This window comes from Rhizobium sp. B230/85 (genome assembly GCF_019355735.1).
Classification (GTDB): Bacteria; Pseudomonadota; Alphaproteobacteria; order Rhizobiales; family Rhizobiaceae; genus Rhizobium; species Rhizobium rhododendri.
In genome coordinates this window covers 2,113,919-2,133,367 of the sequence record NZ_CP072156.1, presented here as the reverse complement: position 1 = coordinate 2,133,367, position 19,449 = coordinate 2,113,919, and the positions used below count along the sequence as shown (strand labels likewise).

Sequence of the window (19,449 nt, the reverse complement as noted above, 5' to 3'; positions counted from 1 at the left end):
TCACCAGTCGGCGTTTTGCGCCTTCTGGCCGTTGCCCATGCGCCGTTCCAGTTCGGCGGTTTCGGCTTCCGAAAGTCGGACGTCGAGCGACACCGTGCCGTCCTCGTGATCTTCGCGACCATCGACGATGCCGTGGCTGTAGAGCCAGGGCAGAAGGGCCAGCTTGTCGAGAGGCAGCGTGATCGTTGCCTCGACCAGCACGCCCGAGAGCCGGCCGCTGATTTCGTCCATCAGCGTGTCCACACCCTCGCCGGTGATTGCCGATACGGCGATGACGTTTTTCGCCGTCGAGGCCTTCTGCATCATCGCGTCATGGGCTTCGGGCTCGAGCCGGTCGATCTTGTTCCAGACCTCGATGATACGCTTTTCGCCCTCGGCCTCGTCGATGCCGAGGTCGGCCAGGATGCGCATGACGTCGACGCTCTGGGCAGCATTGTCCTCATCCGCCATGTCGCGCACGTGCAGGATCAGGTCTGCCTCGAGCACCTCTTCCAGCGTGGCGCGGAAGGCTGCCACGAGATGGGTGGGCAGGTCGGAGATGAAGCCGACGGTGTCGGACATGATGACGGTGCGGCCCTGCGGCAGCTTCATGCGGCGCAAAGTCGGGTCAAGCGTCGCAAACAGCATATCCTCAGCCAGCACGCCGGCGCCGGTGATGCGGTTGAACAGCGTCGACTTGCCGGCATTGGTATAGCCAACCAGTGCCACGATCGGATGCGGCACCTTGCGGCGCTTTGCTCTGTGCAGCTGGCGCGTCCGCACCACCTGCTCGAGTTCTTTCTCGAGCTTGATGATCCGGTCCTGCAACTGCCGACGGTCGGCCTCGATCTGGGTTTCACCCGGACCGCCCATGAAGCCCGCGCCGCCGCGCTGCCGTTCAAGGTGGGTCCAGCTGCGGACCAGGCGGCCTTTCTGGTAATTGAGATGGGCAAGATCGACCTGCAGCGTACCTTCCTTGGTGGAGGCGCGGCGGCCGAAGATTTCCAGGATCAGGCCCGTCCGGTCGATGACCTTGGCGCCCCATTCCTTCTCGAGATTGCGCTGCTGCACCGGCGTCAGCGGATGGTCGACGATGACCAGGCCCGCATTGAACTCGTCAAGCAGCGCGCCGATCTCCTCGATCTTGCCGCTGCCGAGCAACGTCCCGGGACGGGGTTCGTTTACGGGGACGATGGCGCCGTACATGACTTCGAGGTCGATGGCATGGGCCAGACCCCTGCCTTCCTCCAGCCGGCTTTCCGGCGTCCGTGTCGTGGTAACGGTGCCATCGGGTTTGGAAGCCCTGCCGCGCGCCTGCTTCAGAACAGGAACGATGACGACGGCCCGCATGTCATCCCTGTGCTTTTCCGCTTCCGGGATGATGCTGTCATTTTTGGTATCGCGTGTTGTGATGTCAGAAATCCTATCGGGGATGCAGTCAGGAAGCGGCTTCTTCGCTTTCGAACATCTGCATGGGCTGGCCTGGCATAATCGTAGAGATAGCGTGCTTGTAGACAAGCTGAGAATGGCCGTCACGACGCAACAGGACGCAGAAATTGTCGAAGGACGTAACAACGCCCGTGAGTTTTACACCGTTAATCAAAAAAATCGTCAGTGAAATCTTTTGCTTGCGAACCGTATTGAGAAATAAGTCCTGCAAATTCTGAGAACGTTCCGCCATGGCGCCGCTTCTTTCTTTCTTGCCGACCATTTCGGCCGGTGCAATATCATTATAGACTATGGGATGCGGCAGGAGATACCCTCGCCTCTCCTCCAGCAAATCTTGGTATCAAATCGCAGTCTTTTCCGCAATGTCGAAAAGGCTATGCCGGAATTTCGGCCAATGTCACCTCCCTAACCGCTGGCAATTGCTTATATATCCCGCCAGAGACCGATAAAAAGACATCTCTCCCTCGAAGCATGTGGCCCAGCCGGCTACCGTCTGCCTGCCCGGCGACTCACACGCCCAGCGACTTCAGCTTGCGATGCAGCGCCGATCGCTCCATGCCGACGAACTCGGCAGTCCGCGAGATGTTGCCGCCAAAACGGTTGATCTGGGCGATCAGGTAATCGCGTTCGAACATTTCGCGGGCCTCGCGCAGTGGCAACGTCATGATGTGATAGTCGTTCTGCGCCGACACCTTCGGCAGCATATCGCCCAGATCGGTCGGCAGCATCTCGGCGGTGATCGGTGTGTCCGGTCCGTCGGTGCGGGCGAGAATCATCAGCCGCTCGATGTTGTTGCGCAGCTGGCGAATATTGCCTGGCCAGTCATGAGCCTGCAGCACTGCCATGGCGTCGTCGCCGATGCGGCGCTGGCGGATGCCGGCCTGCTCGGAGATCTGCCGCATCAGCTGGTCTACCAGGAACGGAATGTCCTCGCGACGCTCGGCAAGCGCCGGAACGCGGACGGGCACCACGGCCAGCCGGTGATAGAGGTCCTCGCGGAACAGGTTTTCGGCGATCCGGCTTTCGAGATTATAGGCCGTCGACGAAATGATACGGACATCGACCTTGACGCGCTTGGAGCCGCCGACGCGCTCGAACTGCTGATCGACCAGAACCCGGAGGATCTTGTTCTGCGTCTCGCGCGGCATTTCTCCGACTTCGTCCAGATAGAGCATGCCGCGATGGGCTTCCTCGAGGGCGCCGATCTTGCGCGCCTGCCCGGGCGAACCTTCGGTGCCGAACAGCGCCACTTCCATCCGGTCCGGGGTAATATTGGCCGCGTTGAGGGCGACGAACGGGCCGTTGGCACGGGTCGATTTCTTGTGCACCATGCGCGCGACAAGTTCCTTGCCGGAGCCGGACGGGCCGAAGATCATGACGCGGCTGTTGGTCGGCGCCACCTTGTCGATGGTCTGGCGCAACTGCGACACAGCGACCGAAGTACCGATCAGCTCGATCGTGTCGCCTGTGCGCCGCTTCAGGTCGACCACTTCCTTCTTGAGCTTGGAGTTTTCGAGCGCCCGCTCGGCGATCAGGATAAGACGGTCGGCCTTGAAGGGCTTCTCGATAAAGTCGAAGGCACCGCGCTTGATGGCGGAAACGGCTGTCTCGACGTTGCCGTGACCAGAGATCATCACCACCGGCAGATCCGGGTGACGTATCTTGATCTCGTCCAGCAGCGCCAGCCCGTCGAGCTTGCTGCCCTGCATCCAGATATCGAGAAATATCAGCCGCGGCACGCGTTCGGCAATGGTCGCAAGCGCACTGTCGCTGTCATGCGCCGTTCGGGTCTCGTGGCCCTCGTCGGAGAGAATACCGGAGACAATCTCGCGAATGTCTTCCTCGTCGTCCACCACCAGAATATCAGATGCCATAAGCTGCTTCCTTGTCGTTTGCCTCGGGAGCAATGGTCGCCAGTTCGCGGCGTGGCAGATGCACGCGGATCATGGCTCCCCTTCCCTGGTCGAATTCGGCGGGAGCATCGTGCAGTTCGAGCTGCCCGCCATGGTCTTCTATAATCTTCTTGACGATTGCCAGGCCGAGGCCCGTGCCCTTTTCCCGCATCGTCATATAGGGCTCAAGGATGCTGTGGCGGTTTTCCACCGGCAGGCCGCGGCCGTTGTCGATGACATCGACGGTGAAGCGGTCGCGCTCCCGATCCAGCGACGCCCTGACGAGGATGGTCGGCTCGCCCCGTTCTTCCCCGGCCCCAACCGCATCGATCGCCTCGACGGCATTCTTGATGATATTGCCGAACGCCTGTCCGAGCATCCGGGTATCGAACATGCCGACCAGCGGCTCGCTGCCGAGTTCGCGTTTGAACTTGACATGGTTGTTGCCCATTTCCCGCAGGAAGGCTGCATCGCGGATGATGCTGCGCAGGTCCGTGGGCTCCATGGTAGGCTTCGGCATGCGGGCAAAGGAGGAGAATTCGTCGACCATACGTCCGATGTCGCCGACCTGGCGAATGATCGTATCTGTGCACTGGTCGAACACCGCCCGGTCGTTCTCGTCGATCTGCTTGCCGTAGCGCCGGCGGATACGCTCGGCGGAAAGCTGGATCGGCGTCAGCGGGTTCTTGATCTCGTGGGCAATGCGGCGGGCGACATCCGCCCAAGCCGTCGATCGCTGGGCGATGACGAGGTCGGTGATGTCATCGAGCGTGATGACATAGGACTCCTTCATGTCGCGCGTTTCCTCGCGCGTCACCTGGACGCTCAACGTGCGGACGGTTCCACCGCGCACCAGGCTGATCTGCTTGCGGAAGTCATTGCGATGGCGAGCGGTCGCTTCCGTCACGACCTGATCGACCTCGGGGGCAATCTCGGCAAGGCTCTTGCCCAGCAGTTCGTTGCTCGAAAGCGTCAGCAGCACTTCTGCGGAAAGGTTGACGATGGTAATGCGGCGATCGTGCTCGACGCCGATGACGGCTGCGGTAACGCCCGACAGCACGGCCTCGATAAAGCGGCGACGGTCGTCGACCTCGTCCTTTGCCTCGAGGATCTCGTCACGCTGGGTGCGGATCTCGGAAATCATCTTGTTGAACGTCCGCGACAGGCTGCCGACGTCGCCATCGGCGGCGCGCACCGGCACGAGCACGTTCATGTTGCCGGAGGCGACGTTGTCGGCGGCGCTGATCAGCAGCCGTATCGGCCGGACGATACGGTCGGCGACCGCGATTGCTGTCCAGATTGCCGCCAGCAGGACGATCAGGGCAAAGCCGATATAGAGGACCGCAAAGGCAATCTGGAGGGACATGCGGCCCTCTTCCATGCCTTTGTATTCGGCCGTATTTTCCTCGACCATGCGCATGGCATTCATCACGCGCGGATCGACGGCGCGAACGGTGTAGAGGAACGCGCCCGGAATTTCGTCCAGTTTGATGATGGCACCGACGAGGTTGGTTACACCCGGGGGGATGAGTGTCGGCTGTCCGCCGGCCGATGCTTCCAGCGCATCCTTGGGAATGGCCGGCAGCGGCCGCTCCGTCTTGATGTCTGCCTGGACGATGGCCGAACCGTCGCCACGGACGAGGAAGGCGCCCAGGAGACCGCGCCCTTTGGCCTGACGGGTCATCAGGTCGGCAAAACCCGTCCTGTCCAGGCTGTAGAGCGTGTGGTTGCGCTCGAGGTCGTTGCCCATCGACGCGGTCTGCCCCTGCAGGTAGCTAGCATTTTCCATGAGATAAGCCTGCGCAACGTTCTGCGACGAGCGGATGATCTGCTGGGTTCGTAACGCGAACCAACGATCAAGGCCGACATTCAGCGTCAAGCTGGCAAATATCGCCACGAGGATGGCGGGCGTTATGGCGACGATGGAGAATAGCACGACGATGCGGATATGCAGGCGGGCTGCGGCACGACCACGGCTGCGCGCCTTGAAAAGCCGGAAGACCTCGCGACCGATCAGGATGATCAGCGCCGCGACGAAAAGCGAATTGACGATAACGGAGGCGACGACGACATGGGAGGTGGGCGGAACGGGTGTCAGGCCGAGCAATATGAAAAGCGTCACGCCGGCGCAGAGCAAGGCTCCGCCTGCCAGTATCAGGCCGGGCAAGGCGAAGCTCGCACGGCGGTCGGTGACCTTGACGATCGCCTGGCCGCTGGCAGACGGCGCTACAGCGTCCTCGTTCATACATTCGTCTCCCGGCACCGGCGCTGGGAAGCGCTTGGCCCACTGGATAAACCGGGTTTGCAGGACACAGCATTCGGCAATCTGCGACCAGGAGGGTAACCCACCCGTCACAACGTCGAGTTCGCCAAGAGTCGGCACACTGTGAGTGCATCAACCTTCAGACAGCTTCGATGCATTGCGATTGTCGCAAGACCGCCTCGGAAAATCCTCCACCGGCTGCGTGACCTTTAAGCAACGCATTGTGGCGAAAATGCAACGGTTGCGAGGCGGTTGTCAAGCCGTGCGCGAACTGCGGTACACGGAGACGCCCAGTTCCCGGATCTTCTTGCGCAAAGTATTGCGGTTGAGACCAAGGAGATCGGCCGCCTTGATCTGGTTACCCCGTGTGGCCGTCAGCGCGGCCAGAATCAGCGGATATTCGAGCTCCGTGAGAACGCGATCGTAAAGGCCGGGCGGTGGCAGGTTATCGCCGAAGCTGGTGAAATAGGCGCGCATGTTTTCTTCCACCGCCTGGGCGATGGTCATCGTTCCCGTGCGTACCGGGCCCTTGTCGATCGGGCTGTCGGCGACATCGGCGCGGAGTTCCGAATCGATGATCTCGCGGGTGATGACTTCCTGCGGGTAGAGCGCCATCAGGCGTCGTATGAGGTTTTCCAGCTCGCGGACGTTGCCGGGCCACGGATAGGCTTTCATCAGCTCCAGCGCTTCGGTGTCGAATCGCTTGGTACCGAGACCTTCTTTTTCGGCCTGCTGGATGAAATGACGGACCAGATCGGGGATGTCCTCGGCGCGGTCGCGCAGCGGCGGCAGGCGCAGCGGCACGACGTTGAGGCGGTAATACAGGTCTTCGCGGAAAACGCCCTGGTTGATCGCCTGCTTCAGATCCTTGTTGGTGGCCGCGACAATGCGAACATCGGTGCGGATCGGCGTACGACCACCGACTGTGGTGTACTCGCCCTGCTGCAGAACGCGCAGCAATCGGGTCTGGGCATCCATCGGCATGTCGCCGATTTCGTCCAGGAACAGCGTGCCGCCTTCGGCCTGCTCGAAACGACCTGTCGAGCGATTCTGTGCGCCGGTGAAGGCTCCCTTTTCATGGCCGAACAGTTCCGATTCGATCAGGTCCCGCGGAATAGCCGCCATGTTGATGGCGACGAAGGGACCGTTTCGGCGCTTGCCGTAGTCGTGTAACGCGCGGGCCACGAGTTCCTTGCCGGTGCCCGATTCGCCGGTGATCATCAGCGTCAGGTCGGTCTGCATCAGGCGGGCGAGCACCCGGTAGATTTCCTGCATCGCCGCCGAACGGCCGACGAGTGGCATTCCGTCCTGCATGTCGTCCTCGATCTTCATCGGGCGACGCTTCGGCTCGGCGAGCGCGCGGCCGATGATGGCGATCAGTTCGGTAAGGTCGAAAGGCTTCGGCAGGTAGTCGTAGGCCCCCTTCTCCGAGGCCTTGATCGCCGTCATGAACGTATTCTGGGCGCTCATCACCAGAACAGGCAGCTCAGGCCTTGCCTTCTTAATGCGCGGCAGCAGGTCGAAGGCGTTCTCGTCGGGCATCACCACGTCGGTGACCACAAGATCGCCCTCGCCGGCGGAAATCCAGCGCCAGAGCGTGGCGGCATTGGACGTGATGCGCACATCGTACCCTGCCCGGCTGAGGGCCTGGTTGAGAACTGTGCGAATGGCCGCATCGTCGTCAGCGACAAGTATCGTAGCAGTCATCTGGAAGATCCTGTGGTGTTCGCGGGAAGGGAGTCTTCGGGAGTGGTACCCTTGGAAGCCGGCATCAAAACGCGGAAGGTGGTCTTGTGGTTCTGGCTGTCGCATTCGACGATGCCGCCGTGATCGCCGATGATCTTGGCGACCAGCGCAAGGCCGAGGCCGGTGCCGTTGGTTTTGGTGGTGATGAACGGATCGAACAGGTGCGGCAGCAGATCGGCCGGCACGCCCGGTCCATTGTCGATGACGCAGAACTCCAGTGGCAGCGAAATCTTTTCACGCGAGCCGGCAACCGACAGCCGGATGCCCGGTCGATAGGCGGTGGTCAGCACGATCTCGCCATCGGGGCGGTCGGCAACGGCCTCAGCGGCGTTCTTGATGAGGTTGAGAAAGACCTGCACAAGCTGGTCCCGGTTGGCGTAGACGGCCGGCAACGACGGATCGTAGTTCTCGGTGATCTTGATGTTGCGCCCGAAGCCCGCCTTGGCGACGGCCTTCACCCGGTCGAGCACGGAGTGGATATTGACCGGCGTCCGGTCGACCGGTCGCTCGTCGGAGAACACTTCCATGCGGTCGACGAGCGATACGATCCGGTCGGTCTCGTCGCAGATCAGCCGGGTCAGGGCGCGGTCGTCATCCGCAGCCGATTGCTCGAGCAACTGCGCGGCGCCGCGAATGCCGGAAAGCGGGTTCTTGATTTCATGGGCGAGCATCGAGGCGAGACCCGTGACGGAACGGGCCGCAGCCCGGTGCGTCAGCTGACGATCGATCTTGTCGGCCATGGAGCGTTCCTGGAAGACAATCACGACGCAGCCGGGCTCGCTCACCACCGGCGCCACGTAGATGTCGACAAGCTTGTCCTGGCCGAGGCGCGGCGAGCTCAGGTCGACGCGGTATTCGCTGACCGGCGCGCGGCGTTCGCGCACCTGGTCGATCAGTCCGATCAACGGGCTGCCGAAAGGAATGAAGGTCGAGATATTGTAGCGCGCCAGATGCGAGGCACTGGCGCCGAAGAATGCCTCGGCCTCCCAGTTGGCAAACACCATCAGGCCGGCTTCGTCAACCATGACGACGGGGTTCTGGATGGCGTTGAGCACCGCCATGGCAACGGTGTGGCCGGCTGGCTCGTGTTTTGACCCGGAAGTCATGCTGCCTCCTGCGTCATTTGGGAGCCGCCCGATTGACCGGACAGCGCCTCGTGTAAAAGCGATGCCACCTGCCCTGCATCGGTCGATGTCATGATGGCCGACTTGTCGAAGGCCGGCGCATGGCGATCGAGATACCAGCCCAGGTGCTTGCGCGCATGACGCAAGCCGACCTGAGCACCATGGAATTCGAGCATGGCGTGATAATGGTCTACAGCGATGTCGGCGATCTCGCTTGCCGAAGGGGCTGCATGGCCGGCAAGGAAACCGGCGTGCCAGGGTCGCCCTTGGCATCCGCGTCCCACCATGACGGCATCGGCGCCAGAGCGACGGAGGATCTCGGCAACGTCCTCGGATGTCTCGACATCGCCGTTTGCAACCAGCGGAATGGAGACAGCGTCGCGCACTGCGCGGATCGCATCCCAATCGGCGCGTCCCTGATAGAACTGCATGCGCGTTCTACCGTGGATCGTGACGAGCTTGATGCCGGCCTGCTCGGCGCGCCTTGCGATATCGGGAGCATTGATGGAATTCTCGTCCCATCCAAGGCGCATCTTCAGCGTTACCGGCACGTCGACGGCGTTGACCGTTGCCTCGATCAGCGCAAGAGCATGATCGGGCTCGCGCATCAAAGCCGAACCTGCATAACCGCCGATAACCTTCTTGGCAGGGCAACCCATGTTGATGTCGATGATATCTGCGCCGTTTCCGGCAGCGATCTTTGCGGCCTCCGCCAGCCAGTAGGCATCGCGACCGGCCAGTTGCACCATATGGGGCTTTAGACCTGCATGCCTGAGGCGCGACCAGGATTCTGCCGTGTCCTGAACGAGCTCGCGGCTCGCCACCATTTCAGTGACGACAAGGCCCGCACCGAAGCGCATTGCCAGTTGGCGAAAGGGTAGATCCGTGACCCCGGACATGGGCGCAAGCACCACCCGGTTTCTAATCTGGACAGGCCCGATGGACAAAGGGGATGCAATGTCGATGGCTGACAATCGGTTATCTTTCGGGCACGCGAGGAATTTGCACTATTTTTAGCCACAATTACGATGCTTGCCAAGCGCTTTCGGAGGTGCTCGATATTTTTTGGGCAAATGCTGGAAAAGCCCGGGGGGAGACGATAGACCCGCTTTCAGAACTTGACTGACAATCCGGGGTTTAGGACGCAAATGCACGCAAAGCAACCGATCAAGATCGGAATTATCGTCGTTGCGGCCGGGCGGGGCGAGCGGGCAGGTTCACCGGAAGACGGGCCGAAGCAGTATCGTCCGATCGGCGGCAAGGCGATTATCGCCCATACGCTTGAAGGCTTTATGACGTGGCGCCAGGCTTTGCAAATAGTCGTGGTTATTCATCGCGATGACGAACGGCTGCTGGCGAAGGCGCTTGGGGGAATCAGCGAAGCGGCATCGGTCTCAACCGTATTTGGCGGCGAGACGCGCCAGCAATCCGTGCTGGAGGGTTTGAGGTCGCTCAAGGCTGCCGACGTAACCCATGTGCTGATCCACGATGCGGTCCGCCCGTTTTTTAACCATACCCTCCTCGACGAGATCATGACCGCGCTCGAAAACGGCGCCTCGGCCGTGCTGCCTGCGATACAGGTCGCCGATACACTGAAGCGGCTCGGCTCTGTCGGTCTGGTGGTTGAAACCGTTGCGCGTGCCGGGCTCTACGCTGCCCAGACGCCGCAGGCCTTCGAGCTTACCGCTATCCTTGCCGCCCATGAAAAGGCCGCTCTCGACGGCAGATCGGACTTCACCGACGACGCATCGATTGCCGAATGGGCAGGCTTGCCGGTCCAACTCGTGGCCGGCAGCCCGGACAACATCAAACTGACGATCGCAAGGGATATCAGCATGGCAGATGAGAGAATGTCGGCAAACCTTCCCGACGTGCGGACCGGCAACGGCTACGACGTTCATCAACTGGAGCCCGGCGACGGTGTCACTCTCTGTGGCATATTCCTGCCCCACGACCAGCGGCTGAAAGGCCATTCGGACGCCGACGTGGCGCTGCATGCCCTCACAGACGCCCTGCTAGCGACCTGCGGTGCCGGCGATATCGGCGATCACTTCCCGCCAAGCGACCCGCAGTGGCGGGGAGCCGCGTCGCGGATCTTCATCGAGCATGCGGCAAGGATCGTCCGCGATGCGGGCGGGACCATCATGAACGCCGATGTGACGCTGATTGCCGAAGCGCCAAAGATCGGCCCGCACCGGCTCGAAATGCGCCAGAAGCTCTCGGAATGCCTCGGCATCAGTCTCGACCGCTGCTCGGTCAAGGCGACCACGAACGAGGAAATCGGCTTTATCGGCCGCCGCGAGGGCATTGCGGCGATTGCAACGGCGACAGTGGTCTACAGGAGCAACAAGCCATGAGCACCTTTACCGATCCGGTCGCAACACTCGCGGCCCGGCTTGTCACGCTTTGCAAGTCGCGTGGCTTCATGGTGGCCACTGCGGAATCCTGTACGGGCGGCCTGATTGCCGGCTCGCTCACGGATGTCGCCGGTTCGTCGGCAGTGGTAGACCGTGGCTTCGTCACATATACCAACACCGCGAAGATGGAGATGCTCGGGGTGCAGGAAGCGACGCTTGTGGCCTATGGCGCGGTGTCTGCAGAGACCGCGCTACAGATGGTTCAGGGCGCCCTGTTCCGCTCGCATGCAGCGCTTGCCGTTGCCGTCACCGGTATTGCCGGTCCGGGCGGCGGCTCCGCCGAAAAGCCGATCGGGCTTGTGCACCTCGCCGCTCGTGCCCGCAGCGGCGCGATCGTTCATCGTGAGATGCGCTATGGCGATCTCGGTCGGGATGCCGTACGGCTTGCGACGGTGGCGACTGCGCTGGAAATGCTGCTGGATCTGGCTCAGGCGTAGATCTTGCCGGCCCGGGTCTCGAAGGCCTCCGTGAACATGCGGAAGGCGCGGTCGAACATCGACCCCATCAGCGCGCCGAGAATACGGCTCTTGAATTCGTAGTCGATGAAGAAGTCGATGGTGCAGCCACCGTTTCCGTCGGGCTGGAAGCGCCAGCGGTTGTCGAGATATTTGAAGGGACCGTCGATGTACTGGACGTCGATGGCGTGCTCCGCCCGGTTGAGCAGCACCTGTGTGGTGAAGGTCTCGCGGATGGCCTTGTAGCCCACAGTCATGTCGGCAACCAGCAAGGTCTTGCCGTCGCGCTCCTTGCGGCTGCGCACCACGAGGCCATTGCAGAGCGGCAGAAATTCCGGATAGCGCTCAACATCGGCGACGAGGTCGAACATCTGATCGGGCGTATGGGGAACGGGACGGTGGGTTTCGAACTTTGGCATGAGCGGCAATTAAGCGGGCGGACCCAGAAGATCAAGAAGCCTGCGCATCTGGCGGCGCGAATTTAGTTGGAAAACGGGAACATCGGGTCCGTTCTTGACGAGTGAAGCGACCACCAGGGGCGCAAAGCGATTGTCGAACGTCCAGACATAGCGCAGGAACTCCCAATCGAGCTTCTCGGGACAACCAGGCGCCATCTCTGGTCGCGTCCGGCCAAGCCATCGCAGCCATCGCGACGTTACCCCCCAGATGCAGAGAAGGCGTGGCATGCGCACCCAGATGACGATATCGGTGCGCGGCAGGCGGATGTCAAAACTGGTGGGACCGGTACCGTCGAAGACCCATCTGTCCTCCTGCACCTTTTCGGCCATCAGCCGCCGCTGTTCCTGCTTGTCGCGCTGAGCCCAGCCGGGGAGCCAGAGAATATCACGATCGATCGAGACATAGGTGAGGCCGAAGCGTACGGCCAGATATTGCGACAAGGTCGATTTACCGCCGCCGGAGCAACCGATCACCATGATGCGACTGGCTTTTCCAATGCGCTCGGCCACGTCTGTGATATCAGTGAGGTAGTTCGGGGCCTCGGGCTTCGTTAATGCAGTCATCGCCTGCCTCCGCGTTAATCGCCCTGCCCTCATCGAACCTCAGAGACCGGGGATGCTATTCGCGGACGACGCCCTAAACCGCTTCGATGACCGGCGGATGACAGCGGGAGATCACCATTCCGAACCCCAGTTGGTCGGAAAGAACAGGCTCACTCCAGAAATGCCGCCTACTCAGCCGCCATCAGGACCTTTTTTTCGCGCGCCGCACGAAGTCGCGCGAAATCGTCTCCGGCGTGGTGGGAGGATCGTGTCAGGGGGCTGGACGCCACCATCAGGAAGCCCTTGGTGTAGGCAACTGTCTCGTAGGACTTGAACTCGTCCGGCGTGACGAAGCTGATGACGGCATGGTGCTTGCGGGTCGGCTGCAGATACTGGCCGATGGTCAGGAAGTCGACATCGGCAGTGCGCAGGTCGTCCATCAACTGCAGCACTTCGTTGCGCTCTTCGCCGAGGCCGACCATGATGCCGGACTTGGTGAACATCGTCGGGTCGAGCTCCTTGACGCGCTGCAGCAGGCGGATGGAGTGGAAATAGCGTGCACCAGGACGGACCGTCAGGTAATTGCCGGGCACCGTTTCCATGTTGTGGTTGAAGACGTCGGGCTTGGCAGCGACGACCCGCTCCAACGCACCGGGCTTCTTCAGGAAGTCAGGCGTCAGGATCTCGATGGTGGTCAGCGGAGACGAGGCGCGGATCGCCCAGATCACCTTCTCGAAATGCTCGGCGCCGCCATCCGCGAGGTCGTCACGGTCGACTGACGTGATGACCACGTGGCTGAGGCCCATTTCCTTGACGGCCTTGGCGACGTTTTCAGGCTCCGCCATGTCGAGGGCATTCGGCTTGCCGGTCGAGACGTTGCAGAAGGCACAAGCGCGGGTGCAAATCTCGCCCATGATCATGAAGGTCGCGTGCTTCTTGTCCCAGCACTCGCCAATGTTGGGGCAGCCCGCCTCTTCGCAGACGGTGACGAGCTTGTGTTCCTTGACGATAGCGCGCGTTTCCGCGTAGCCCTTTGAGGTCGGGGCCTTGACGCGGATCCAGTCCGGCTTGCGCAGCACTTCGGTATCGGGCTTGTGGGCCTTCTCCGGGTGGCGGATGCGCAAGGCCGATGGATTGATGGTGTCGAGAATCGTGACCATAACGTTCTTTCTGCCGCTATAGCGACAAACCTATCGCTGGACGAGCCGGGCGAGAAATATCAGAATGCAGGCACCGAGGAAACCGGTGATGAAAAAGCCCATGCGTGTGTCTGCCACGGCGATGTGGAACTGGGTCAGGATGGCGTTCGCCACCACCGATCCGACGATGCCGAGCACGATATTCAAGAGGATGCCATAACGCGCTTCCATCAGCTTGCCGGCCAGCCAGCCGGCAAGTCCGCCGATGATGATAGCGCCAATCCAACCTACGCCCATGATTTGCCCTTAGCCTCAGGCTATCGCTCGCGCCAGCAACACCACAATGATGGCGCCGACAGTCGCATGAATGATCTGCACAACCAGCAGATTTTGGATGCCGAGCGAGATGCCCAGCGCGTGAAACAGAAAACCACCGACGAACGCACCGATGACGCCGCTCAGCAGGCAGCTGAGCAGACCGCCGCCGCCGACTACGAGGCTGGCGAGGAAGCCGGCCACGAGGCCGATCAGCAGGAATACGACCCAAGGCTGCGATAGAATTGACATGATAATCTCCTTTGCATTGGTCCGCTACAATAGAGGGCGGCTTAGCGGTCTATTAAGCGTTCAGCGCGCGGCCGTAGGCGTCCAACGATGCTTCCTTCATCGTCTCCGATACCGTCGGATGCGGGAAGATGGTGTGCATGAGCTCTTCTTCCGTCGTCTCCAGGTTCATTGCGATGACGAAGCCCTGGATAAGTTCGGTGACCTCGGCGCCGACCATGTGCGCCCCAAGCAATTCGCCCGTCTTGTTGTCGAAGATGACCTTGCAAAGCCCCTGGTCTTCGCCGAGCGCAATGGCCTTGCCGTTGGCAGCGAAAGGAAAGCGGCCGACGCGGATGTCGCGGCCGAGTTCCTTGGCCTTGGCTTCTGTAAGGCCGACCGATGCCACCTGCGGATTGCAGTAGGTGCAGCCGGGAACCTTGCTCTTGTCGGTGGCGTGGACATTCGGCAGTCCGGCGATCTTCTCGACGCAGACGACGCCTTCATGCTCGGCCTTATGGGCAAGCATCGGAGGACCCGCGACATCGCCGATCGCATAGATGCCGGGGACGTTGGTCTTGCCGTAGCCGTCGATGACGACACAGCCGCGATCGGTCTTCACGCCGAGCGCTTCGAGGCCGAGATTGTCGATATTGCCGACGACGCCGACGGCCGAAATCATCCGGTCGGCAGTGATCTGCTGGCTCTTGCCATCCCTGGTCTCGATGGTGGCCGTGATGCTGTCTGCCGCTTTGTCGACCTTGGTCACCTTCGCGTCGAGGATGAACTTCAGGCCGCGCTTCTCGAGCTGCTTCTTGGCGATGGCGGAAATCTCGACATCTTCGACCGGCATGATCGACGACATGACCTCGACGACGGTGACGTCGACGCCCATGGAACGATAGAAGCTGGCGAACTCGATGCCGATAGCGCCGGAGCCCATGACGAGCAGCGTCTTCGGCAGAGCCTGGGGCTTCATCGCCTCGAAATAGGTCCAGATGAGCTTGCCGTCCGGCTCGATGCCCGGCAACGCACGCGGACGAGCGCCGGTGGCGACGATGATGTGCTTGGCGTTGTAGGTGCCGTCTTCGCTCTTGATATTTTTCGGCAGCGGGTTCTGCGGCTGCACGGCAGGCTTCTTCGACTTGGTGACGACGATCTCGCCGGGCTTGGTGATCTTCGCTTCACCCCAGATGACGTCGATCTTGTTCTTCTTCATGAGGAAGGCAACGCCGCCGGTCAGCCGCGCGGAAACGCCGCGCGAACGGGCGACGACTGCGGTCACGTCCGGCTTGACGGTGCCTTCGAGCACCAGGCCGTAATCCTTGAAATGGTTGGCGTGGTCCATCACCTCGGCCGAGCGAAGCAGCGCCTTGGTCGGGATACAGCCCCAGTTGAGGCAGATTCCGCCGAGATGCTCGCGCTCGACGATCGCCGTCTTGAGGCCGAGCTGGGCCGCGCGTATCGCCGCCACGTAACCGCCGGGGCCGGAGCCGATGATAATGACGTCGTAGTTCTCTGCCATTTTAATTCCTGTCTTGTCGTTTCTTGTCGTTACCGGCCGCACGAAAACCAGGGCCAGCCAGAGATCAATCAAAGCCCGAGCATCATCCGCACCATCGGCTCAAGGCCGCGGCCGAGTGCCCGGGTATTTTCAACGTCGAGGTGAACACCGTCGAGCGGTGTCGTGACGGCAACCGAGGCACCGTCGAAGAAGCCGCAGCCCATCTCGTCCGCCAGGTCGCGATAGAGCGTCGCCAGCTTCGGCGATTCTTCCACACCGCCGGCAAACATCGCGGCAAATGGGGCATTCGCCGTTTCGCAGATGATCGGCGGCGCAACGATCAGTATTTCAGGGGCGTCGTAGTCAAACGCCCAGTCATGGTGCCGGATCAGCCCGACGAGCCGCGCCATCCCCTGGCAGGCAGCAAACGCCGAACCGGCGAGCACCGGCTTCATATCGTTGGTGCCGAGCAGGATAACAACGAGGTCGATAGGCGCATGCGTCTCGAGCACGGTCGGCAGGATTCGCGCTCCGTTGCGATCGCCGTCGGCCAAATGATCGTCGAAGGCCGTTGTGCGGCCATTCAGACCTTCCGCGATGACGCGAACCTTGCCGCCGAGTGCTTCCTGCAGCACGCTCGGCCAGCGGTTTTCGAATTCATGACGGCCGAGCGTGTCGGCATCGTAGCCCCAGGTCAGGGAGTCGCCGTAGCAAAGAACAGTTTTCATGGCGCTCATCGAGCTTCATTCCCCAATGTCAGTCCGGGCCATGCGAAAACCATTTTCACTTGCCCTTCGTAAGAGCTTCGACCTTGCGCTCGAGCTCGAATATCCGATCTTCAAAGTCACCAGTGACTAGTCACGACATCATGGTGTCCGCCTTCAAAGCGTGGCGAACGGTCTTTTGTCCACTCTCCAACTTGTCCAGCCGCTCTTTCACTTCCTGAAACTGATCTCGGATCTCAGCGCGGATCTCGCGCAGCATCGGCATAACCATGTCTTTCGGATCATCTGCCATCGCGTGTCTCCTTGGCGCCAAAGCCGCCTCGACAAAATATGGAGATGAGTGCGCCAAATGTCACGGCCTGTTGTGACGTGGTCGGCAGACGGCCGCAACGATGTTGCGGCCGGAAATTCGCTAAACCAGCATGCCCATCGGGTTCTCGACGTAGCCCTTGAAGGCGGCGAGAAGCTGGGCGCCGAGGGCACCGTCAACGCTGCGATGATCGGTCGACAGCGTGACGCTCATCACGGTAGCGATCGCCATTTCGCCCTTCTTGACGATGACGCGCTGCTCGCCTGCGCCCACGGCCAGGATGGTCGAGTGCGGCGGGTTGATGACGGCGGCAAATTCCTTGACGCCCATCATGCCCATGTTCGAGACCGACGTCGTGCCGCCCTGGAATTCTTCCGGCTTCAGCTTGCGTTCCTTGGCCCGCTTGCCGAGGTCCTTCATCTCGTTGGAGATGGCAGACAACGTCTTCAGCTCGGCCTTGCGGATGATCGGCGTGATCAGGCCGCCCGGGATGGAGACGGCGACGCCGACGTCCACGTGCTTGTGCTTGACCATGGCGTTCTCGGTCCACGACACGTTGGCATCCGGGACATCGCGGAGCGCAAGTGCCATCGCCTTGATGATCATGTCGTTGACCGACAGCTTGTAGGCCGGCGCGCTGTCCTTGCGCGGTGCGGCATCGTTGAGCTGCGCGCGCAACGCCATCAGGGCATCGAGATTGCAATCCACCGTGACATAGAAATGCGGGATGGTCTGCTTGGATTCAACCAGACGCTTGGCGATGATCTTGCGCATGTTGTCATGCGGCACAAGCTCGTAGGAGCCGGCTTCGAACAGCTTCATGACGGCTTCGTCCGACGCACCCTTCGGTGTGCTTGCTGCTGGGGCCGATGCAGGTGTTGCGGAGGCCGCCTTGGCGCCACCACCGGCAACCGCAGCTTCGACATCGCTCTTGACGACGCGACCATGCGGGCCGGAACCGGCCACTGCCGACACATCGATTCCGGCTTCCTTCGCCAGGCGACGGGCAAGCGGCGACGAGAAGGTCCGGGCGCCGCTGGCAGCTGCAGGAGCGGCCTTCGGCGCAGCAGGTGCTGCGGCCGCGACGGCCGGCGCATCCGCCTTGACGGCTTCCTCAGGCTTGGCGGCAGGTGCAGCTTCCGACTTCGGCGCGGACGCTGCAGCCGGGGCTGCGGACCCCGCACCGCTCGCAGCAGCACCGACGTCCTCGCCATCGGCGGCCAGTACGGCGATCAGCGCGTTGACCTTGACGCCCTGGGTACCGGCGGCAACGACGAGCTTGGCAACGGTGCCCTCGTCGATTGCCTCGACTTCCATGGTGGCCTTGTCGGTTTCAATCTCGGCCAGCACGTCGCCGGACTTGACCTGATCGCCTTCCTTGACCAGCCACTTGGAGAGCGTACCCTCTTCCATGGTCGGCGACAGGGCGGGCATGGTGATGTTGATAGGCATCGAAAGACCTTCCCCTTATTTGTAGCAGACGGCTTTCACCGCATCGACGACTTCGCCGACGTTCGGAAGGGCCAGCTTTTCGAGATTGGCGGCGTAGGGCATCGGAACGTCCTTGCCGGCGATCGTCAGGATCGGCGCATCGAGATAGTCGAAAGCCTGCTGCATGACGCGGGTGGCGATTTCGGTGCCGACCGAGTTCTGCGGATAGCCTTCCTCGACGGTGACCAGGCGACCGGTCTTCTTCACCGATTCGATGACGGTCGGCAGGTCCATGGGACGCAGCGTGCGCAGATCGATCAGCTCGACGTCGATGCCGAGCTGTTCGAGTTCGGCGACAGCCTTGACCGCGTAGGTCATGCCGATGCCGAACGAGACGATCGTCACATCCTTGCCGGTGCGGTGGATACGGGCCTTGCCGATCGGCAGAACGAAGTTATCCATCTTCGGCACGTCGAAATGCTGGCCATAGAGGATTTCGTTCTCGAGGAAGACCACCGGGTTCGGATCGCGAATCGCAGCCTTCAGCAGGCCCTTGGCGTCGGCTGCCGTGTACGGCATGACGACCTTGAGGCCAGGGATCTGGCTGTACCAGGCAGAATAATCCTGGCTATGCTGGGCACCGACGCGGGCAGCCGCACCATTCGGGCCACGGAAGACGATCGGCGCACCCATCTGGCCGCCGGACATATAGAGCGTCTTGGCAGCCGAGTTGATGATCTGGTCGATGGCCTGCATGGCGAAGTTGAACGTCATGAACTCGACGATCGGCTTCAGACCGGACATGGCGGCACCGACGCCGATACCGGCAAAGCCGTGCTCGGTGATCGGGGTATCGATAACGCGGCGGGCGCCGAATTCCTGCAGCAGCCCTTGCGTCACCTTGTACGCGCCCTGGTACTCGGCCACTTCCTCGCCCATGACAAAGACGTTATCGTCAGCGCGCATTTCTTCGGCCATGGCGTCGCGGAGTGCGTCGCGTACGGTCGTCGAGACCATTTCGGTGCCGGCCGGGATGTCCGGATCGGCAGCGATATGAGCCTTTGGCTGGGCCGGCACCTTGCTGTCGGCGCGGGCCGTCGGCTCATCGGCGGATTGGCGGGCCTTGCCGCCGGCGTCGTTGCTGGCCGCAGCCGGCGTATCGGCATCGGCCTTGGGGGCTGCAGCCTTTTCGGTGTCCGCACCAGCGTTCATGGCGTCGGCGCTTTCGCCCTCGGCAAGCAGGATCGCGATTTTGGCGTTGACCTTCACGCCCTGGGTGCCTTCGGCGACCAGGAGCTTGCCGATCGTGCCTTCGTCGACGGCTTCGACTTCCATCGTCGCCTTGTCGGTTTCGATTTCGGCAATGACGTCGCCGGAAGTGACCTTGTCACCTTCCTTCTTCAGCCATTTGGACAGTGTGCCTTCTTCCATCGTCGGAGAGAGGGCGGGCATCAGGATATCGATAGGCATG

The 19,449-nt window shown here is 61.6% G+C and carries 19 protein-coding genes; 2 read left to right on the top strand and 17 right to left on the bottom strand.

Translation table 11 applies throughout. The features are described 5' to 3' along the window. The 7 genes from hflX to dusB all read right to left on the bottom strand — a co-directional run bounded on the left by hflX (position 1) and on the right by dusB (position 9,352). Positions 1–1,401 carry a GTPase HflX gene (gene hflX / locus J5289_RS10400; RefSeq protein ID WP_209184111.1) on the bottom strand — a complete coding sequence of 467 codons (1,401 nt, stop codon included), beginning with the start codon at positions 1,399–1,401 and terminating at the stop codon, positions 1–3. 16 nt (positions 1,402–1,417) lie between these two features. Further along, positions 1,418–1,660, bottom strand: a complete 243-nt coding sequence (gene hfq, locus J5289_RS10395) for an RNA chaperone Hfq (RefSeq protein ID WP_003539403.1) — start codon at positions 1,658–1,660, stop codon at positions 1,418–1,420. A gap of 277 nt (positions 1,661–1,937) precedes the next feature. After that, positions 1,938–3,302, bottom strand: a complete 1,365-nt coding sequence (locus J5289_RS10390; RefSeq protein WP_111215576.1) for a sigma-54 dependent transcriptional regulator — start codon at positions 3,300–3,302, stop codon at positions 1,938–1,940. Next, positions 3,292–5,565: a PAS domain-containing sensor histidine kinase gene (locus J5289_RS10385; RefSeq protein WP_209183680.1), complete on the bottom strand. Its 2,274-nt coding sequence runs from the start codon at positions 5,563–5,565 to the stop codon at positions 3,292–3,294. The genes J5289_RS10390 and J5289_RS10385 overlap by 11 nt, the downstream gene beginning before the upstream one ends. A 273-nt stretch (positions 5,566–5,838) precedes the next feature. Further along, on the bottom strand, positions 5,839–7,290 hold the full coding sequence (ntrC, locus tag J5289_RS10380) for a nitrogen regulation protein NR(I) (protein WP_142822582.1): 1,452 nt from the start codon (positions 7,288–7,290) through the stop codon (positions 5,839–5,841). Beyond that, on the bottom strand, positions 7,287–8,435 hold the full coding sequence (locus J5289_RS10375; protein WP_142822581.1) for a nitrogen regulation protein NR(II): 1,149 nt from the start codon (positions 8,433–8,435) through the stop codon (positions 7,287–7,289). The genes ntrC and J5289_RS10375 overlap by 4 nt, the downstream gene beginning before the upstream one ends. Next, positions 8,432–9,352, bottom strand: coding sequence for a tRNA dihydrouridine synthase DusB (gene dusB, locus J5289_RS10370; protein ID WP_374108557.1), 921 nt, complete (start codon positions 9,350–9,352; stop codon positions 8,432–8,434). The genes J5289_RS10375 and dusB overlap by 4 nt, the downstream gene beginning before the upstream one ends. Before the next feature lie 249 nt (positions 9,353–9,601). Here dusB and J5289_RS10365 point away from each other — a divergent pair, with 249 nt between their 5' ends. Both J5289_RS10365 and J5289_RS10360 read left to right on the top strand, forming a co-directional pair. Next, entirely contained in the window at positions 9,602–10,810 is a 1,209-nt protein-coding gene (locus tag J5289_RS10365; RefSeq protein ID WP_209183678.1) for a bifunctional 2-C-methyl-D-erythritol 4-phosphate cytidylyltransferase/2-C-methyl-D-erythritol 2,4-cyclodiphosphate synthase, read from the top strand. Next, positions 10,807–11,307 (top strand): CinA family protein, encoded by a 501-nt coding sequence (locus J5289_RS10360; RefSeq protein ID WP_209183677.1) that lies wholly within the window; start codon positions 10,807–10,809, stop codon positions 11,305–11,307. Before J5289_RS10365 ends, J5289_RS10360 begins: the two co-directional genes overlap by 4 nt. On the opposite strand, the gene J5289_RS10355 is transcribed toward J5289_RS10360, so the two are convergent. From J5289_RS10355 to J5289_RS10310, 10 genes are all read right to left on the bottom strand, one after another. Then, the gene (locus tag J5289_RS10355) at positions 11,298–11,744 is read right to left on the bottom strand and encodes a type II toxin-antitoxin system RatA family toxin (protein ID WP_142822573.1); all 447 of its coding nucleotides are present in this window, start codon (positions 11,742–11,744) and stop codon (positions 11,298–11,300) included. The two genes, J5289_RS10360 and J5289_RS10355, sit on opposite strands and share 10 nt — an antisense overlap. A 9-nt stretch (positions 11,745–11,753) precedes the next feature. Further along, positions 11,754–12,347: an AAA family ATPase gene (locus tag J5289_RS10350; RefSeq protein ID WP_209183676.1), complete on the bottom strand. Its 594-nt coding sequence runs from the start codon at positions 12,345–12,347 to the stop codon at positions 11,754–11,756. Between the two features lie 167 nt (positions 12,348–12,514). After that, the gene (gene lipA / locus J5289_RS10345) at positions 12,515–13,486 is read right to left on the bottom strand and encodes a lipoyl synthase (protein WP_209183675.1); all 972 of its coding nucleotides are present in this window, start codon (positions 13,484–13,486) and stop codon (positions 12,515–12,517) included. 30 nt (positions 13,487–13,516) lie between these two features. Continuing rightward, positions 13,517–13,765 carry a GlsB/YeaQ/YmgE family stress response membrane protein gene (locus J5289_RS10340; RefSeq protein WP_111215561.1) on the bottom strand — a complete coding sequence of 83 codons (249 nt, stop codon included), beginning with the start codon at positions 13,763–13,765 and terminating at the stop codon, positions 13,517–13,519. A gap of 12 nt (positions 13,766–13,777) precedes the next feature. Further along, entirely contained in the window at positions 13,778–14,032 is a 255-nt protein-coding gene (locus tag J5289_RS10335; RefSeq protein ID WP_142822569.1) for a GlsB/YeaQ/YmgE family stress response membrane protein, read from the bottom strand. A 52-nt stretch (positions 14,033–14,084) separates the two neighbouring features. Then, the gene (lpdA, locus tag J5289_RS10330; RefSeq protein ID WP_209183674.1) at positions 14,085–15,533 is read right to left on the bottom strand and encodes a dihydrolipoyl dehydrogenase; all 1,449 of its coding nucleotides are present in this window, start codon (positions 15,531–15,533) and stop codon (positions 14,085–14,087) included. A 68-nt stretch (positions 15,534–15,601) separates the two neighbouring features. Next, entirely contained in the window at positions 15,602–16,240 is a 639-nt protein-coding gene (locus tag J5289_RS10325) for an SGNH/GDSL hydrolase family protein (protein ID WP_209184110.1), read from the bottom strand. A 130-nt stretch (positions 16,241–16,370) separates the two neighbouring features. Beyond that, on the bottom strand, positions 16,371–16,529 hold the full coding sequence (locus J5289_RS10320) for a hypothetical protein (RefSeq protein ID WP_209183673.1): 159 nt from the start codon (positions 16,527–16,529) through the stop codon (positions 16,371–16,373). A gap of 120 nt (positions 16,530–16,649) precedes the next feature. Beyond that, complete coding sequence (locus tag J5289_RS10315) at positions 16,650–17,999, bottom strand: pyruvate dehydrogenase complex dihydrolipoamide acetyltransferase (protein ID WP_209183672.1); 1,350 nt, start codon at positions 17,997–17,999, stop codon at positions 16,650–16,652. 15 nt (positions 18,000–18,014) lie between these two features. Continuing rightward, a complete protein-coding gene (locus J5289_RS10310; protein ID WP_209183671.1) occupies positions 18,015–19,448 on the bottom strand; it encodes a pyruvate dehydrogenase complex E1 component subunit beta in 1,434 nt (477 codons plus the stop codon). Position 19,449 lies beyond the last annotated feature (1 nt).

Bases quoted from the DNA above. Each gene is read 5' to 3' on its own strand.
- J5289_RS10390 (WP_111215576.1), bottom strand. From the start codon at position 3,302: ATGGCATCTGATATTCTGGTGGTGGACGACGAGGAAGACATTCGCGAG.
- dusB (WP_374108557.1), bottom strand. From the start codon at position 9,352: ATGTCCGGGGTCACGGATCTACCCTTTCGCCAACTGGCAATGCGCTTC.
- J5289_RS10375 (WP_142822581.1), bottom strand. From the start codon at position 8,435: ATGACTTCCGGGTCAAAACACGAGCCAGCCGGCCACACCGTTGCCATG.
- J5289_RS10315 (WP_209183672.1), bottom strand. From the start codon at position 17,999: ATGCCTATCAACATCACCATGCCCGCCCTGTCGCCGACCATGGAAGAG.
- J5289_RS10325 (WP_209184110.1), bottom strand. From the start codon at position 16,240: ATGAAAACTGTTCTTTGCTACGGCGACTCCCTGACCTGGGGCTACGAT.
- J5289_RS10320 (WP_209183673.1), bottom strand. From the start codon at position 16,529: ATGGCAGATGATCCGAAAGACATGGTTATGCCGATGCTGCGCGAGATC.
- hfq (WP_003539403.1), bottom strand. From the start codon at position 1,660: ATGGCGGAACGTTCTCAGAATTTGCAGGACTTATTTCTCAATACGGTT.
- J5289_RS10360 (WP_209183677.1), top strand. From the start codon at position 10,807: ATGAGCACCTTTACCGATCCGGTCGCAACACTCGCGGCCCGGCTTGTC.
- J5289_RS10310 (WP_209183671.1), bottom strand. From the start codon at position 19,448: ATGCCTATCGATATCCTGATGCCCGCCCTCTCTCCGACGATGGAAGAA.
- lipA (WP_209183675.1), bottom strand. From the start codon at position 13,486: ATGGTCACGATTCTCGACACCATCAATCCATCGGCCTTGCGCATCCGC.
- J5289_RS10335 (WP_142822569.1), bottom strand. From the start codon at position 14,032: ATGTCAATTCTATCGCAGCCTTGGGTCGTATTCCTGCTGATCGGCCTC.
- lpdA (WP_209183674.1), bottom strand. From the start codon at position 15,533: ATGGCAGAGAACTACGACGTCATTATCATCGGCTCCGGCCCCGGCGGT.
- J5289_RS10350 (WP_209183676.1), bottom strand. From the start codon at position 12,347: ATGACTGCATTAACGAAGCCCGAGGCCCCGAACTACCTCACTGATATC.
- J5289_RS10385 (WP_209183680.1), bottom strand. From the start codon at position 5,565: ATGAACGAGGACGCTGTAGCGCCGTCTGCCAGCGGCCAGGCGATCGTC.
- J5289_RS10355 (WP_142822573.1), bottom strand. From the start codon at position 11,744: ATGCCAAAGTTCGAAACCCACCGTCCCGTTCCCCATACGCCCGATCAG.
- J5289_RS10365 (WP_209183678.1), top strand. From the start codon at position 9,602: ATGCACGCAAAGCAACCGATCAAGATCGGAATTATCGTCGTTGCGGCC.
- ntrC (WP_142822582.1), bottom strand. From the start codon at position 7,290: ATGACTGCTACGATACTTGTCGCTGACGACGATGCGGCCATTCGCACA.